At 61.3% G+C, this 16036-nt stretch carries 13 protein-coding genes and 1 pseudogene; 6 read left to right on the top strand and 8 right to left on the bottom strand.

Going from position 1 to position 16036, the window contains the following annotated elements; genetic code table 11:
- The first annotated feature begins 4 nt into the window (after nucleotides 1-4).
- The 6 genes and pseudogenes from tatB to YA0848_RS05295 all read left to right on the top strand — a co-directional run bounded on the left by tatB (nucleotide 5) and on the right by YA0848_RS05295 (nucleotide 5992).
- Nucleotides 5-403 carry a Sec-independent protein translocase protein TatB gene (gene tatB, locus YA0848_RS05315; RefSeq protein WP_034111411.1) on the top strand — a complete coding sequence of 133 codons (399 nt, stop codon included), beginning with the start codon at nucleotides 5-7 and terminating at the stop codon, nucleotides 401-403.
- The gene (gene tatC, locus YA0848_RS05310; protein ID WP_034095481.1) at nucleotides 400-1191 is read left to right on the top strand and encodes a twin-arginine translocase subunit TatC; all 792 of its coding nucleotides are present in this window, start codon (nucleotides 400-402) and stop codon (nucleotides 1189-1191) included. The genes tatB and tatC overlap by 4 nt, the downstream gene beginning before the upstream one ends.
- On the top strand, nucleotides 1188-1895 hold the full coding sequence (locus tag YA0848_RS05305) for a 16S rRNA (uracil(1498)-N(3))-methyltransferase (protein WP_034111410.1): 708 nt from the start codon (nucleotides 1188-1190) through the stop codon (nucleotides 1893-1895). Before tatC ends, YA0848_RS05305 begins: the two co-directional genes overlap by 4 nt.
- 89 nt (nucleotides 1896-1984) lie before the next feature.
- Nucleotides 1985-3043: pseudogene (locus YA0848_RS36600) on the top strand (methyl-accepting chemotaxis protein); the annotation flags it as partial.
- The gene (locus tag YA0848_RS36595; RefSeq protein ID WP_371918509.1) at nucleotides 3029-3901 is read left to right on the top strand and encodes a methyl-accepting chemotaxis protein; all 873 of its coding nucleotides are present in this window, start codon (nucleotides 3029-3031) and stop codon (nucleotides 3899-3901) included. The pseudogene YA0848_RS36600 and the gene YA0848_RS36595, both read left to right, overlap by 15 nt.
- A 183-nt stretch (nucleotides 3902-4084) precedes the next feature.
- Complete coding sequence (locus YA0848_RS05295; protein WP_034111408.1) at nucleotides 4085-5992, top strand: methyl-accepting chemotaxis protein; 1908 nt, start codon at nucleotides 4085-4087, stop codon at nucleotides 5990-5992.
- A 15-nt stretch (nucleotides 5993-6007) separates the two neighbouring features.
- On the opposite strand, the gene YA0848_RS05290 is transcribed toward YA0848_RS05295, so the two are convergent.
- The 8 genes from YA0848_RS05290 to pip all read right to left on the bottom strand — a co-directional run bounded on the left by YA0848_RS05290 (nucleotide 6008) and on the right by pip (nucleotide 15800).
- Nucleotides 6008-6742 carry an amino acid ABC transporter ATP-binding protein gene (locus YA0848_RS05290; protein WP_034095477.1) on the bottom strand — a complete coding sequence of 245 codons (735 nt, stop codon included), beginning with the start codon at nucleotides 6740-6742 and terminating at the stop codon, nucleotides 6008-6010.
- A complete protein-coding gene (locus YA0848_RS05285) occupies nucleotides 6735-7694 on the bottom strand; it encodes an amino acid ABC transporter permease (protein WP_169902977.1) in 960 nt (319 codons plus the stop codon). Before YA0848_RS05285 ends, YA0848_RS05290 begins: the two co-directional genes overlap by 8 nt.
- A gap of 132 nt (nucleotides 7695-7826) precedes the next feature.
- Nucleotides 7827-8624, bottom strand: coding sequence for a transporter substrate-binding domain-containing protein (locus tag YA0848_RS05280; RefSeq protein WP_034095475.1), 798 nt, complete (start codon nucleotides 8622-8624; stop codon nucleotides 7827-7829).
- Between the two features lie 219 nt (nucleotides 8625-8843).
- Complete coding sequence (locus YA0848_RS05275) at nucleotides 8844-9641, bottom strand: transporter substrate-binding domain-containing protein (protein WP_198712450.1); 798 nt, start codon at nucleotides 9639-9641, stop codon at nucleotides 8844-8846.
- 186 nt (nucleotides 9642-9827) lie between these two features.
- Nucleotides 9828-12398, bottom strand: a complete 2571-nt coding sequence (mdoH, locus tag YA0848_RS05270; protein ID WP_034095473.1) for a glucans biosynthesis glucosyltransferase MdoH — start codon at nucleotides 12396-12398, stop codon at nucleotides 9828-9830.
- Nucleotides 12391-14070 carry a glucan biosynthesis protein G gene (locus YA0848_RS05265; protein ID WP_232925040.1) on the bottom strand — a complete coding sequence of 560 codons (1680 nt, stop codon included), beginning with the start codon at nucleotides 14068-14070 and terminating at the stop codon, nucleotides 12391-12393. The genes mdoH and YA0848_RS05265 overlap by 8 nt, the downstream gene beginning before the upstream one ends.
- Nucleotides 14071-14394: 324 nt before the next feature.
- Nucleotides 14395-14832: a D-aminoacyl-tRNA deacylase gene (gene dtd, locus YA0848_RS05260; RefSeq protein ID WP_034095472.1), complete on the bottom strand. Its 438-nt coding sequence runs from the start codon at nucleotides 14830-14832 to the stop codon at nucleotides 14395-14397.
- Nucleotides 14829-15800, bottom strand: a complete 972-nt coding sequence (pip, locus tag YA0848_RS05255) for a prolyl aminopeptidase (protein ID WP_169902979.1) — start codon at nucleotides 15798-15800, stop codon at nucleotides 14829-14831. Before pip ends, dtd begins: the two co-directional genes overlap by 4 nt.
- Between the last annotated feature and the right edge of the window lie 236 nt (nucleotides 15801-16036).

The raw sequence follows: 16036 nt of genomic DNA, 5'->3' as shown, positions 1-16036 counted from the left end.
ACTAATGTTTGGTATCAGCTTCTCTGAACTGCTCCTCGTCGGCCTCGTGGCCCTGTTGGTGCTGGGGCCGGAACGCCTGCCCGGTGCCGCACGCACGGCCGGGCTGTGGATCGGGCGCCTGAAACGCAGTTTCAACGCCATCAAACAGGAAGTTGAACGGGAAATCGGCGCGGACGAGATCCGCCGGCAACTGCACAACGAACACATCCTGTCGTTGGAGCAAGAGGCGCGCAAGATCCTGTCGCCCGTGCAGGAGCCGGCCAAACCGGTGGAGCCGGTGGCTGAACACAGCATTGCACCAGCCCCAGCCGCCGACACCGCTCCAACCCCGCCAGAGCCAGTACCGGCGCCCACCGCGTCGCCCGCTCCCCATGACCCTACATTGCCGCCGCGAGCCCCATGAGCGCTGATAAACCGGAAAACGACCAGCACATGCCGCTGGTCTCGCACCTTACCGAGCTGCGTACCCGCCTGCTGCGTTGCGTAGCGGCGATCTTCATCATCTTTGCCGGGCTGTTCGCCTTTACCCAGCAGATCTACACGTTCGTCTCCACGCCGTTGCGCCAGTACCTGCCGGCCGGCGCGACGATGATCGCCACCGATGTGTCCTCGCCGTTCCTCACGCCGTTGAAGTTGACGATGATGGTCTCGCTGTTCCTGGCGATCCCGGTGATCCTGCATCAGATCTGGGGCTTTATCGCTCCGGGCCTGTACAAGCATGAGAAACGCATCGCGGTGCCGTTGCTGGTGTCGAGCATCCTGCTGTTCTACACCGGCATGGCCTTCGCCTACTTCCTGGTGTTCCCGCTGATCTTCAAATTCTTCGCTGCCGCCACACCTGCCGGCGTGGAGATGATGACCGACATCACCAGCTACCTCGACTTCGTGATGACGCTGTTCTTCGCCTTTGGCGTGGCCTTCGAGATCCCGGTGGCGGTGGTGCTGCTGGTATGGATCGGCGTGGTCAACGTGCAGTACCTGAAGAAAATCCGCCCGTACGTGATCATCGGCTGCTTCGTGGTCGGCATGATCCTGACCCCGCCGGACATCTTCTCCCAGACCCTTCTGGCCGTGCCGATGTGGATGCTGTTCGAGATCGGCATCCTGTTCAGCGGCCTGATCAGCAAGCGCAGCGACCACCCGGATGACCAACCCGCCGACGACGACCAGCCGCCAGCGACCCAGCCGTGAACCTGCTGCTGCTGGAAGACGCCGACTTTATCGCGGCCGACCGAGTGATCCTGCGGGATCGACGCCTGGTGCATATGCAGGACGTCCACCGCGCGGCGGTGGGCGACAACCTGCGCGTCGGCCGCATCGGCGGGCTGATGGGCAATGCGCACCTGCTGCGCCTTGAGGCCGCCGAGGCCGAGTTACAGGTCAGCTTCGACCTGCCGCCGCCGGCCAAACTGCCCCTGACCCTATTGCTGGCCCTGCCCCGCCCGAAGATGCTGCGCCGAGTGCTGCAAACCGTGGCGGCCATGGGTGTGCCCAAGGTGGTGCTGGTCAATAGCTACCGGGTAGAGAAAAGTTTCTGGCAGACCCCGTTCCTGGAGCCCGAGGCGATCCGTGAGCAACTGATCCTGGGCCTGGAGCAAGCCCGCGACACCGTGCTGCCCGAGATCATCATCGAAAAGCGCTTCAAGCCGTTCGTTGAAGACCGTCTGCCGGCCATGACCGAGGGCACTTTGGGCCTGATCGGTCATCCGGGGGATTACCCGGCCTGCCCGCGCGGCTTGGATGAACCGGTCACCCTGGCGATTGGACCGGAAGGCGGCTGGATCCCCTACGAGGTGGAATTGCTGACCAAGGCCGGCTTGCAACCGGTGCAACTCGGTGCACGTATCCTGCGCGTCGAAACGGCCGTGACGGCTCTCCTTGCCCGCCTGTTCTGACGCCCCCAACTGCTGATTCCTACAGAAACGCCCTAGGCAGCCGATAAGGCTTGGATAAGTCCAAGCCTTGTTCCAGGGGAGTTTGCAGCATGTATCGTTGGTTAGCCGAAAAACTGGGGAATGTCAGTGTCAAAACCAAGCTGGCGGTAGGCTTTGGCCTGGTGCTGCTGCTGACCCTATTGATCATGCTCACTGGCTGGACCGGGCTGTCGGGGGTAATCAGCCGAGGGGACAAACTGGGTTATATCGCCAGCCTCAATGACTTGACCAAGGACTTGCGCATTGCGCGCCTGGACTATGAAATGCGTCGCGGCGAACAGGGAACCACCGCCGTCAGCGGGCTGCTGGGGCAACTGGACAGCGGCCTTAAAACCGCGCGCACACTGATCGAACAACCCGCCGATATCGCCTTGATCGAAGACCAACTAGCAGCGGTCGAAACCTACAAACGCGCCTTTGAGGCCATGGCACAAGCCGGTGCCAACCGAGAGAACGCCCGTAGCAAGCTGGGCGATACCGCCGACAACGCGGTGGCTAAGGTCGCTGAAGTTGAAAAGGCTCTATTGCAAGGCGACAGCGTCAGCCAGTTCAACAGCATCGTCGAACTGAGCAAGCTGATTCAGCAGGCCCGCTTCCAGGTTCGTGGCTACACCTACAGCGGCAAAGTCGAAGCCGAACAGCCCGCGCTGGATGCCATTGATAACGCCCTCAAGAAAATTGCCAGCCTCAACGGCCAGATTGGCGATCAATTCTCGAACAATCTGGGACAGGCCAGCGTCTCGTTGCAAGCCTACCGCGCAGCGGTCAGCCAATTCCGGGACTCCCAATTGGCCAGCGCTGCTGCCCTGAAAATCATGGGCGCCCAAGGCGATATCCTGATTGATCGCAGCAACAAACTGACTGACTCTCAGACTGTCGTGCGCGACACCGACGCCGCCCACGCAAAAAACCTGTTGCTGCTCGCGACCATCCTGGCACTGATCTTCGGTCTCGTGGCCGCATGGGCCATCACTCGCCAGATCATCCTCCCGCTGGAGCAGACCCTCAAAGTCGCGGAGCGCGTCGCCTCGGGCGACTTGAGCCACAACCTGACCTCGCTGCGCCAGGACGAACTGGGCCAACTGCAACGGGCCATGCAAAGCATGACCGTGGGCCTGCGTGAGTTGATCGGCGGCATCAGCGATGGCGTGACCCAGATCGCCAGCGCCGCCGAACAGCTGTCCGCCGTGACCGAACAGACCAGTGCCGGGGTCAACAGCCAGAAGGTCGAAACCGATCAGGTGGCCACCGCCATGAACGAAATGGCTGCCACCGTGCAGGAAGTGGCGCGCAATGCTGAGGAAGCCTCCGAAGCCGCCGTGGCCGCCGACCAGCAGGCCCGTGAGGGCGACAAGGTGGTGGGCGAGGCGATTGCTCAGATCGAGCGCTTGGCCACCGAGGTCGGCAACTCCACCGAGGCCATGGGCGACCTCAAGCGCGAAAGCGACAAGATCGGCAGCGTGCTCGATGTGATCAAGTCCGTGGCCCAGCAAACCAACCTGTTGGCACTCAACGCCGCGATTGAAGCGGCACGGGCCGGTGAAGCCGGGCGCGGGTTCGCCGTGGTGGCCGATGAAGTGCGCAGCCTGGCGCAGCGCACCCAAAAGTCCACCGAAGAGATCGAAGAGCTGATTGCCGGCCTGCAAACCGGCACTCAGCAGGTGGCGGCCATCATGGACAACAGCCGCGGCCTCACCGACAGCAGTGTCGAACTGACCCGCCGCGCCGGCAGTGCCCTGGCCAGCATCACCCGTACCGTATCGACGATCCAGGCGATGAACTCCCAGATCGCCACCGCCGCCGAGCAGCAGAGCGCCGTGGCCGAAGAGATCAACCGCAGCGTGTTGAACGTGCGCGACATCTCGGAACAGACCGCCGCCGCCAGCGAAGAGACTGCCACGTCGAGCACCGAACTCGCGCGCCTGGGCACCCACCTGCAAGCCCTGGTCGGCCGCTTCCGCGTCTGACCCCCCTGTGTCACGGCGACCTGCCTCGGGTCGCCGTTGTCAGCCTGTGAAATTTCCTACGAGTTTTTCAGGCTCTCCCCACCGACAACAGAACTAGCGTTGAACTCAGTTCACCGCGTTAGCGCGCCCGTGGTGCGCCGATACGTTGACGAACGTCCCTCGTTCACTTGTCGGAGGTTAACCATGCTTCGTCGAATGACTCACCTATTGGGCGACGCCAGCGTCACCCTCAAACTGGCCCTGGGCTTCGCCCTGGTACTGGCCCTGAGCCTGGTCATCGCCGTGACCGGCTGGCAGGCCCTGGCCGCATCCCTTTACCGCTCGCAAACCCTCACCGTGCTCGCGCAATTGGCCGTGGCCGGCGAAGAACTGCGCTCCGATCGCATCGTTTACCGCACGCTGGACGATGCCAAAAGCCTCGATCGATTAAGCCACGGCATGGAAAAAGTCGAGGCCGCGCTGGCAGAGCTCTCCAACCGCCTCAAAGTCGCCCAGTCCATTCAGTATTTACAGGAGATGACGCGTCTGTCCGATGCGTTCAAAACGACCCTCAAGGACATACCCACCCGCGTGGAGAAACGGGAAAACGCCCGCGAGCAATTGAAACAAAGCACCGTGCGCATCGGCGATGTACTGGCGCAATTGGCCAGCGACCTGCCGGATCAGGAGGATGAAAAGGCCTTGGATGCTATCGAGAATCTCCGCCAGGCCATTGGGCACGCCGAAGACAGCGCCCAGAGCGCGGCCTGGGCCGCCGATTCGCTGGAGGCCTACGCCCAGGCCGTCAGCGACGCGGAGCGCAGCCTGGAACTGACCCTCGCCGCCGTGGCGAAGCTGCCGGTGGATAACAGCGCGCTGACCAACGCCGTGCAAAGCATCCGCACCCATCTCACCCGCCTCAAGGAGGCGCAACTGAGCACCGAGACCGCGCAAGCCCAGTTGGAGCAACAGCTGGATCAACTGCTCGCGCAGAGCGACCTGTTGAGCCAGGACCAGACCCAACGACGCGACCTCGCCGCCGATCACGCCCGTACCCAGACCTTGGCGACCACGGCCGCCGCGCTGATCTTCGGCGCCTTGGCCGCGTGGGTTATCGCCGGGCAGATCGTCAAGCCATTGCGCAAAGCCCTGGCGGTGGCCAATCGCATTGCCGAAGGCGACTTGAGCCATGATGTCCAGACCCGACGCCGGGACGAATTGGGCCAATTGCAGTGCAGCATGACGCAAATGACGCTCAACCTGCGCGCCCTGATCGGCAACATCAGCGACAACGCCAGGCAGATCGCCAGCGCCGCCGAGGAGCTGTCCACGGTCACCGAACAGACCCGTTCGGGAGTCAACAATCAACGCGACGAAACCGAACAGGTCGCCACCGCCATGAACGAAATGCTGGCCACCGCCCAGGAAGTGGCGCGGCATGCTGAACAGGCGTCGATCGCCGCCAAGCAGGCCAACCAGCAAACCGAGCTGGGCGACCGAGTGGTGACGGATGCCGTGGCGCAGATCGAGCATCTGGCCCATGAAATGGCGCGCTCCAGCCAGGCCATGTTGGGGCTGCAACGGGAGAGCCAGAAGATCGGCAGCGTACTGGAAGTGATCAAGTCGGTGTCGCAGCAGACCAACCTGTTGGCCCTCAACGCCGCCATCGAAGCGGCCCGTGCTGGGGAGGCCGGCCAAGGCTTTGCGGTGGTCGCCGATGAAGTGCGCAGCCTCGCCCAACGCACCCAGCAGTCCGCCGAGGAAATCGAGGAACTGATCGGCGGTTTGCACAACGGCACGCAACAGGTGGCCGACATTATGGACAACAGCCGTGCGCTGACCGATCAAAGCGTCGGCCTGACCCGCAACGCCGGCGAGGCCTTGATGGAGATCGCACGCACGGTGGGGGTGATTCAGGAAATGAACCCACAGATCGCCGCGGCGGCCGAGGAGCAGAGCGCGGTGGCCGAAGAGATCAATCGCAGCGTGTTGAAGGTGCGGGACGTGTCGGAACAGACCGCCACCGCCAGTGAGCAAACGGCCGCGGCAAGCACTGAACTGGCCCGGTTGGGCACGGATCTGCAGGCATGTGTGGGGCGGTTCAAGGTCTGAACGCGCCCCGGCCGGTTACAGCACCTGGCGCAGGAAGGCTTGGGCGCGCGGGTCCTTGGGGGCATCGAAGAACGCGGCGGGGGCCGCGTCTTCCAGCAACTTGCCGTGATCGAAGAACAGCACACGGTCGGCCACTTCGCGAGCAAAACCCATTTCGTGGGTGACGCAGACCATGGTCATGCCTTCCAGGGCCAGGGTCTTCATCACATCGAGCACCTCACCGACCATTTCCGGGTCGAGGGCCGAGGTGGGCTCGTCGAACAGCATCACTTTGGGGTCCATCGCCAATGCCCGGGCGATGGCTACCCGCTGTTGCTGACCGCCGGACAAGCGGGATGGAAACTCGTTGGCCTTTTGCGCGATACCGACCTTTTCCAGCAGCGCCAAAGCCTTGGCCTCACGCTCCTGCTTACCGCGCTTACGCACGACTTTCTGCGCCAGGCACAGGTTTTCCAGCACGGTCATATGGGGGAACAGGTTGAAGTGCTGGAACACCATGCCGACTTCGCGGCGATAGGCGTTCACGTCGGTTTTCGGATCGGCCAGTTGCAGGCCGTCGATGCTCACCGAGCCCGAGTCGAATTCTTCCAGGCCATTGAGGCAGCGCAGGAAGGTGGACTTGCCGGAACCGGACGGGCCGATCACCACCAGCACTTCGCCCTTGGCCACCTGGGTGGTGACGTTATCCACCGCGCGGACGACCTGCCCACGGGTATCGAAGACTTTTACCAGATCGCGGACTTCAATCACTTTGCGCGAGCCTCCGCTCAAGCCGGCTGGCCATTTCCGACAGCGGCAGGTTGATCAGCAGGTACAGGCCTGCAACGCAGAACAGGATTTCGAACGGTGAGAACGAGGTGGTGATCACTTCGCGGCCGCTCTTGAGCAGTTCGGTGATGGCGATCACCGAAACCAGCGAGGTGTCCTTGACCAGGCTGATAAATTGCCCGGCCAGCGGCGGCAACACGCGCTTGAACGCCTGGGGCAACACGACGTGACGCATCGACTGGCTGGCACTCAGGCCCAGGGATCGCGCGGCCTCGTTCTGACCACGGGTGATCGACTGCACACCGGCGCGCACGATTTCCGCCACATAGGCGCCGGTAAACAGCGACAGCGCGGCGATCCCGGCAAATTCGCGGGAAAGGTTGAGCACCGTGCCGATAAAGAAATAGAAAATGAAGATCTGCACCAGCAGCGGCGTGCCGCGCACCAATTCGACATAGATCGTCGACAGGTCGCGCAGGGTCGGGTTGCTGGACAAGCGGCACAGGCCCGTCGCCAGGCCGATCACCAGGCCCAGGATGCCGGACACCACCGACAGCCACAACGTGGTCCACAGCCCCCACATCAACGGGCCCAACGCCCAGTGCCGGGTCACACCGACCACATCGCCCTCGGCCACATCATCGCCGCGGGCCACTTGCAAGCTGTTGTCGGCGACAGCGAGCTTTTGCTCGACGCCCGCGTCATTGCGCAAGGTGACTTCGGCCACGTCGCCATTGCGTACCAGCTCAACGACGGTGGAGATATCCGCCGCGCGCTGGGCAGTTTCCGCCTGATAGGCGAAGTACTGCGGTACGCGGTTCCAACGCCATTCGTAGGACATCAGCGAGGTGGCGTAATACAAGGCGCCGGCCAAGCCAACCAGCACGACCACCGTCAGCAGGTGCCAGGGCCATTGGGCTTTTTTCTGTTTCATTGATCTTTCCGGATGTGTGTTGCCTGGTAGGCCGCCATTGTGGGCAAGCCCACTCCCACACTTGACCGAGTTCCAACAGTCAAATGTGGCAGTCTTGCCCGCGATGGGCGCTACGCGGTGTTCAGTCGGACCTTATTCCATGTCCTTGAGCCACTCGGAGCTCTTGAACCACTTGTCATGGATTCGATCGTAGGTGCCGTCGTTCTTGATCTGGTGCAGGAAGTTGTTGATGAAGTTGATGCTGTCGTAGTCGCCTTTCTTCAAACCGAACGCCAGGGGCTCGAAGGTGAACGGTTCGTCCAGGAACACCAGTTTGCCATTGCCGACTTTCTTCTCGGCCACCACGTTGTACGGCGCGTCATACACAAAGGCATCGGCCTTGCCGTTGACCACGTCCAGCACACCTTCCTGCTCGTTGTCGTAGCCGTGGTACTTGGCCTTGGAGATCAGCTTCTTGGCGACCATTTCACCGGTGGTGCCGAGCTTGGAAGTCAGGCGGTATTTCTCGTCGTTCAGGTCTTTGTAGGACTTGATGGTGCCTTCCAGGTCCTTGCGGATCAGCAGGGTCTGGCCGACCACGATGAACGGTTCGCTGAAGTTCAGGCGCAGGTTGCGTTCCTGGGTCAGGGTCATGCCGCTGCCGATCATGTCGAACTTGCCGGTCAAGAAGGCCGGGATGATGCCGTCATAGCCGGTGGAGACCAGCTCCAGCTTGACGCCCATGGACTTGGCCATAGCCTTGAGGATGTCGACTTCGAAACCGATGATTTCGCCGCGCTTGTCCGTCATTTCGAACGGCATGTAAGTCGGGTCCATCCCGACTTTCAGCGTGCCGCGCTTGACCGCATCGTCGATGGCGCCGGCCTGGGCCGCAGTGGCCGCGACCAGTGCGGTGACGCCTAGCAGCAGCATCGAAAGATACTTTTTCATCATCAAGTCCCCTGAACGATTCTTATAAGGTCGGCGCACAAAAGGGCTGCACCATTTCGGGGTGCGATCCTAACCCACTCACTGCCGGTCACAAAGGTTTCACGGGTAATTGTTATTGCGTATGTCGGAAAAGGCCCACAACGGGATGTTCGAGCGCAGAGGGTAGACACGCGCCCAGGTCATGAAGGCAGATAACTGTTGTGTAAGCAGTTATGACTTTCAATCGATTTCCGCCAGCCAGTCCGTGTCCTTGAACCACTTGTCATGCAGGCGATCGTAGGTGCCGTCCTGGGCGACCTGATTCAAGAAATGATTGATCCAGTTGAGGCTGTCGAAGTCGCCTTTCTTCAACCCAAAGGCCAGCGGTTCGAAGGTAAACGGCTGCTCCAGCAAGAGCAAAGCACTGTTTTCCGCACGGCTCAGGGCGACCAAGTTATAGGGCGCATCGTGGATAAACGCATCGGCCTTGCCATCCACCACGTGGCGCACACCCTCCTCCGGGGTGGCGAAACGGCTCAATCGCGCCGCCCCCAAAAAGCGCCGCGCCGCGGCTTCGCCGGTGGTGCCTTCGGTGGTGGCGATGCGGTAATGGGGATCGTCCAGGTCTTCAACACTGGTGACCTTGCCGACCAGGCTGGGATGCAGCAACACGGTTTGGCCTACCACAATGAAGGAGTCGCTGAAGTTGAGCTTCAGGTTGCGCTCCTGTGTCACGGTCATGCCGCTGCCGATCATGTCGAACTTTCTGGCCAGCAACCCCGGTACCAACTCGGTGTAAGGCACCGAGACCAGTTCAAGCTCCACGCCCATGGCCTGGCTCATGACCGTGAGCAGGTCGATTTCAAAGCCGACGATACGCCCCTGCTTATCGGTCATTTCGAAGGGCACATAGGTGGGAGTGGTGCCCACTTTCAGCACACCGCGCCGTACAGCATCGTCTATAGCGCCTGCCTGCACGTCCTGTTGTACCCAGGCGACGGCGCTCAGCAGCAACGCCGCACAATACCTTTTGATCATGAATCCCCCTGTGGCCGAAACGAATTGGGGGGCGATCCTACCCCAGCCACGGGCACGTCAATACGCCCTTGGCAGGGGTATTTTGTTTCGAAATTACAAGGAGTTAGCTCGCTTTTGGAGGGAAAGAAATCGTTGTAGGAAAAGCGCTTGAAACACCCCCGAGGTAAGCCCTCGGGGGTGTTTGAATCAGGCCGGTTGGGCCTGGGACGACAGCGGTTGCAGAGGCAGCAACGGCGCGTGCGGGTCAGCCTTGATCGACTCACGCCAGGCGGCGAGCCACTCGGCGTGCCCTTCGCTCCAGACCAGCTCGTGCAGGCGGGCCAGGGCCACCGGATCACTGAGCAAGGCCACACGTTCGGCATTGTTGAGGCCGGCGGGGCCGACTTTCAGCGCATGGCGCACGCGTTCGGCACGCAGGTACTCGATCGGCTCGGCCTGACCGTGACGCGACGTCGCCAAGGCACAGGCCAGGGCGTTCTGCTGCGGGTCGACCACCGAGCGCACGAAGCCGTCGTGCAGGGCGTGCCAACGGTTTTCGTGGGTGTACTTGTCGGTCGACACCAGCGCCTGGGGCGGATTGTATTCCTCAGGGATCAGGAACAGGCTCTCGTCACGGGACTTGAGGCCCAGGTTCACCCGACTGGAGATCACCGACACCGGGATCGACAACATCAGCGACCCGACAATCGGCACCAGCCACCACAGGAAGCTTGGGTTCAACCACACCACCAGCAGGGCCCACAGGAAGCCCAGCAAGGTTTGCGTGCCGTGGCGCTTGAACGCTTCGCCCCAGGTGGTGGAGTCGTCATCACGCTTTGGCGAATTCCAGGTCGCGGCCCAGCCGAGGAACGCGGCGAGCACGAAACGGGTGTGGAAAATCATCCGCACCGGCGCCAGTAGCATGGAAAACAGCATTTCCAGCAGCATGGACATCGTGACCTTGAACTTGCCGCCGAACTCCTTCGCGCCTTTGGCCCAGATCAGGATGATGCTCAGCAATTTAGGCAGGAACAGCAGCACGATAGTGGTGGAGAACAACGCCACTGCTTTGTCCGGATGCCATTGCGGCCACAGCGGGTACAACTGGCGCGGCGCCATGAAGTACTGCGGCTCCATCAGGGTGTTCACCGCCAGCAACGCGGTGGACAGCACCAGAAACAGGAACCACAACGGCGCCGACAGGTAGGACATCACGCCGGTCAGGAACACCGCACGGTGCACCGGGTGCATGCCTTTAACCAGGAACAGACGGAAGTTCATCAGGTTGCCGTGGCACCAGCGACGGTCACGCTTGAGTTCGTCCAACAGGTTCGGCGGCAGTTCTTCATAGCTGCCCGGCAGGTCGTAGGCAATCCACACACCCCAGCCGGCCCGACGCATCAGCGCCGCTTCTACGAAGTCGTGGGACAGGATGGAACCGGCGAACGCGCCTTTACCCGGCAACGGCGCCAGGGCGCAGTGCTCGATAAACGGTTTCATGCGGATGATTGCGTTGTGACCCCAATAGTGGGATTCACCCAGCTGCCAGAAGTGCAGGCCGGCGGTGAACAGCGGGCCATATACACGAGTGGCGAACTGCTGCATGCGCGCATACAGGGTGTCCATGCCCGACGCACGCGGCGCGGTCTGGATAATCCCGGCATCCGGCGTGGCTTCCATCAGGCGCACCAGGCTGGTCAGGCATTCGCCGCTCATCACGCTGTCGGCGTCGAGGACCACCATGTACTTGTAGTCACCGCCCCAACGACGGCAGAAGTCGTCGAGGTTGCCGCTCTTACGTTTTACGCGACGACGGCGACGGCGATAGAAGATCTTGCCGAAGCCACCGGCTTCGCGGCACACGTCGAGCCAGGCCTGCTGCTCGGCGATGCAGATGTCGGCGTCGTTACTGTCGCTGAGCACGAAAAAGTCGAAGCGGTCCAGGTCACCGGTCGCGGCCACCGATTCGAACGTGGCGCGCAGGCCGGCGAATACCCGGGGCACGTCTTCGTTACAGATCGGCATCACCAGCGCGGTGCGGGCGTCTTTCGGGATCGGCTCGTTGCCGGCACTTTTACCGGAGATCCGGTATTTATCGTGGCCAGTGAGTAATTCCAGGAAGCCCATCAGCGCTGTCCAGAAACCGGCCGACACCCAGCAGAACAAAATCCCGAACATGATCAGGATGCTGGTTTGCAGGGCGTAAGGCAGCACCTGGGTGGCGGTCTGCAGCAGGGTCTGATTGCGGATTTCGTCGAAGTCCACCAGCGACCAGCCCTGGTACGGCATGATGCCTTTCATGTACCAGCCGGCCACGATGGTCTGGCCGAGCATCAGCACCAACAGGATATAGCGACGGATCGAACCGACGGTGCGCCAGCGCGCGGCCGGCAATACCCGTTCATCCTTCGGCGGTTTGGGCGGGTTGCTGCGCCCGGTGAGGCGGCGCCAGCCGCGCACCAGAATGTTGGTGCGCCACGGCTCCGGCACCACCCGGGTGCGATGGATCGGCGGCGTGGCTTTGAGGCATACGCGACCGGCGGCATCGACCGCAAGCATTTCGGCGTCTTGCAGCTCTTCGGCCGTGCTGAGGGTCAACCGGCGCCCCACCGACGCTTGAGCGGCGTCGACCGGTTCGTCGAAGGTCGCGGACGACAGGCGTTGATGCAATTCGGCGAAGGAGGAGCAGCCCGCCAGTTCGGCGCGCTGCTCTGCAGTCATCGGAAGATGCGCCAGATACTCGGACAGAGTCTCTGGCTGGACTTGAGAATTACTCATCGGCAGGCAACTGATAGCTCCAGGTTTCGGTCAGGACCTGTTCGGTCTTGATCGGCTCCGGTGTGGCTGGGGCAGCTTCTGGCTGCTTGGCTTCCTTGTCTTTGGCGTCTTTCTTGGCCTGTTTCTCGTGTTGCTTGGCCAATACCTTGTCGGCCTTGAGGACCTGGGTCGACACATGCTCAGGCTCTGGCTGAGCAACGTCCTGCACCAGGGCGGCACGCATTTCGGTCGGCTTGCTCGGGTCCTTGATCTTCATGCGCAGGGTCAGGCGCCAGCCTTTAGTGTGCTCGTTGTAACGCACGCTGTTTTCAACCAGTTCAGCGTTGTCACCCACGCTCACCTGGCTGCGCACAGGCGCGTCCGGCAGCAGTTTCTTCAGGGAGGGGCCTTCGAAGTCCACCAGGTAAGCGACGCTCCCATCCGGCTGACGGATCAGGTTGGATTGCTTCACGTCACCAGTAGAACGCAGGGTCTGCTTGACCCAGGCGCTGTCCGGCGAATGGAACGCGGCGTCGTCCAGAGTCCAGTGCAGGCGGTAGGCTACGTCCAGCGGCTGACCGACTTCCGGCAGTTTTTCCGGGCTCCAGAACGCAACAATGTTGTCGTTGGTCTCGTCGGCGGTCGGGATCTCAACCAGGTCCACGGAGCCCTTGCCCCAGTCGCCTTCAGGTTCGATCCAGGCGCTTGGGCGCTTGTCGTAGTTGTCGTCCAGGTCTTCGTAGTGGCTGAAGTTGCGACCACGTTGCAGCAGGCCGAAACCGCGCGGGTTCTCTACGCTGAAATTGCTGACCGACAGGTGTTTAGGGTTGTTCAGTGGACGCCAGATCCACTCGCCGTTGCCGGCATGGATCGACAGACCGCTGGAGTCGTGCAGTTCGCGACGGTAGTTGAGCACTTTGGACGGCTGGTTCGCGCCGAACAGGAACATGCTGGTCAGCGGGGCCACCCCGAGTTTGCTGACCTTGTCGCGCAGGAACATCTGGGATTTGACGTCGACCACAGTGTCGGTGCCCGGACGCAGGATCAGGCGATAGGCGCCGGTCGCGCGCGGCGAATCCAGCAGGGCAAAGATCACCAGGTGCTTGTCACCCGGCTTTGGACGCTCGATCCAGAACTCGGTGAACCGCGGGAATTCTTCGCCGGACGGCAGCGCAGTGTCGATCGCCATGCCACGGGCGGACAGGCCATAGACCTGGTCCTTGCCCACGACGCGGAAGTAGCTGGCGCCGAGCATGGTCATGATTTCGTCTTGCTTGTCGCTCTTATTGATCGGGAACAGAACACGGAAACCGGCATAACCCAGTTGTTTGGTGGCCTTAGGATCGAATTTCACATCACCGAAATCGAAACGCGACGGGTCGTATTTAATTTCCTGAACGCTGTCAGCGGTGACTTCGTTGATTTTCACCGGCGTATCGAAGTGCATACCCTGGTGATAGAAGGACAGCTTGAACGGGGTGTTCTGATCGGCCCACTCGGCTTTTTCATTGCGGAAACGAATTTTCTGATAGTCCGCAAACTTCATTTCGCGGAATTCGTTCGGCAGATTGCTGCGCGGAGCTTCGTACTTCTGCCCGGCCAGCTCTTTCGCCTTGGCCGACACATCATCCAGACTGAATGCCCACAGTTGACCCGCGCCGAACAGGCAAAACAGGGCAGAGCCCGTCACCAGTGCGTTTCGTAACCGTTTGGCAGACAATTTTGGTGCATTACAGGGACTAACAATCACGAGCAACCCTCGCCGAAAACAGATCAAAAAACCAACGGCCAGCTATCTATATGCCAGGTTGGCGAGCATTGTTCCGACTCCCCTGGGTCAAAATGATTCCCCAATGGTTGTCGGACAAGTCTCTACCTAAGTCAAAAATGGACCAAACAACGCTGATCCCCGTAGCGCGCGATTATCTAGTAGCCCGCGAGACAACGCATCAGGGGCAACGAAGTATTTGTAGCGAAATCCTGCGTTTTTAAGCATTAAAAGTCGTTTTCAATACATTCACGTCTGCAAGAGGAAGGTCACAGGGCCATCATTGACCAAATGCACCTGCATATCCGCGCCAAAACGCCCCGACGCCACCCTGCCATGCAATTGTTGCGCTTGTAACAGCAAGTGCTCAAAAAGCGCCGCTCCCAGGGCCGGAGGGGCCGCCGTGGAGAAGCTGGGCCGCAAGCCGCTCTTGGTATCCGCCGCCAGGGTGAATTGCGAGACCAGCAGCAAACCGCCGTCAATGTCCTTGAGCGACAGGTTCATCTTGCCTTCGTCATCGCTGAACACCCGATAGTTCAGCAACTTGTGCAGCAATTTGTCGGCACTCTCAGGGGTATCTGAAGGCTCGACGGCCACCAGCACCAGCAACCCCTGATCGATGGCCCCTACGATTTCACCTGCTACCTCGACCCGGGCACCACGCACCCGTTGCAGCAGCCCCTTCATGCTTCTTCAGGCGGCAGGTCGAGCAAACGCCGGGCCATTTCGCCGGTCGCGCGCACCAGCGCGTCGGTGATGCCAGGCTCGGACGCCGCATGCCCCGCCTCGCGGATCACCTGCAGCTCGCTGTTGGGCCACGCCTGGTGCAACTCCCAAGCGTTATCCAACGGGCAGATCATATCGTAGCGCCCATGGATGATTACGCCAGGCAGGTGCGCAATCTTATGAATGTCACGGATCAGTTGGTTGGGTTCCAGGAACGAGTGGTTAGTGAAGTAATGGCACTCGATGCGCGCAATCGACAACGCCCGCTGCGGCTCGGAAAACCGCTCCACATGCTGCGGGCTCGGGCACAAGCCGAGCATGCGCCCTTCCCAGCCGGACCACGCCTTGGCCGCGTGCATCTGGGCGATCTGGTCGTTACCGGTGAGGCGCTTGTGATAGGCCGCGATCATGTCGTGACGCTCATCGGCCGGGATCGGCGCGATGTAGTCCTGCCAGTAATCCGGGAACAAGCGACTCGCGCCTTCCTGGTAGAACCAGTGGATGTCCTGCGGACGGGCCAGGAAGATGCCGCGCACGATTAGGCCATGCACGCGCTCGGGATGGGTTTGCGCATAGGCCAGGGCCAGGGTCGACCCCCAGGAGCCACCGAACAGCACCCATTTATCGATGCCCAGGTGCTCGCGGATGCGCTCCATGTCGGCGACCAGGTCCCAGGTGGTGTTGTTTTCCAGGCTGGCGCGTGGCGTGGAGCGACCGCAACCGCGCTGGTCGAAGGTTACGATGCGGTACAGGTTGGGGTCGAAATAGCAGCGGCTCTGGGCGTCGCAACCGGCGCCAGGGCCACCATGGATGAATACAACGGGCAAGCCTTCGGGAGAGCCACTTTCATCGACGTACAGGGTATGGGTGTCATCGACGGCCAGATCGTGCCGGGCGTAGGGTTTGATCTGCGGGTACCAAGTCTGCATTGCGCGCTCCGTAGGGGGTCGGGTTCATCCCTGGGGGGACGTCTATTATTCTGCCGTCTGGCACTATAAACCCGAATTGTGCAATGAGCATGTCCTTGAGCGCTTAGACCTGTGTCAGCCCTTCGCTCCCCAGGTAAGCAAGGCTTGGGATGAGGGCTTGGCAGTGGTGAGCGGGCTCGCTCACCACAGAGTTATTTCAACCTTTGAGACTTATGTAGATACCTATGGCTATCGGG

It is taken from the genome of Pseudomonas sp. S4_EA_1b, from assembly GCF_016307435.1.
Taxonomy (GTDB): Bacteria; Pseudomonadota; Gammaproteobacteria; order Pseudomonadales; family Pseudomonadaceae; genus Aquipseudomonas; species Aquipseudomonas rhodesiae.
The sequence above is the reverse complement of the archived record's forward strand: the minus strand, read 5'-3'. Positions and strand labels throughout refer to the sequence as shown.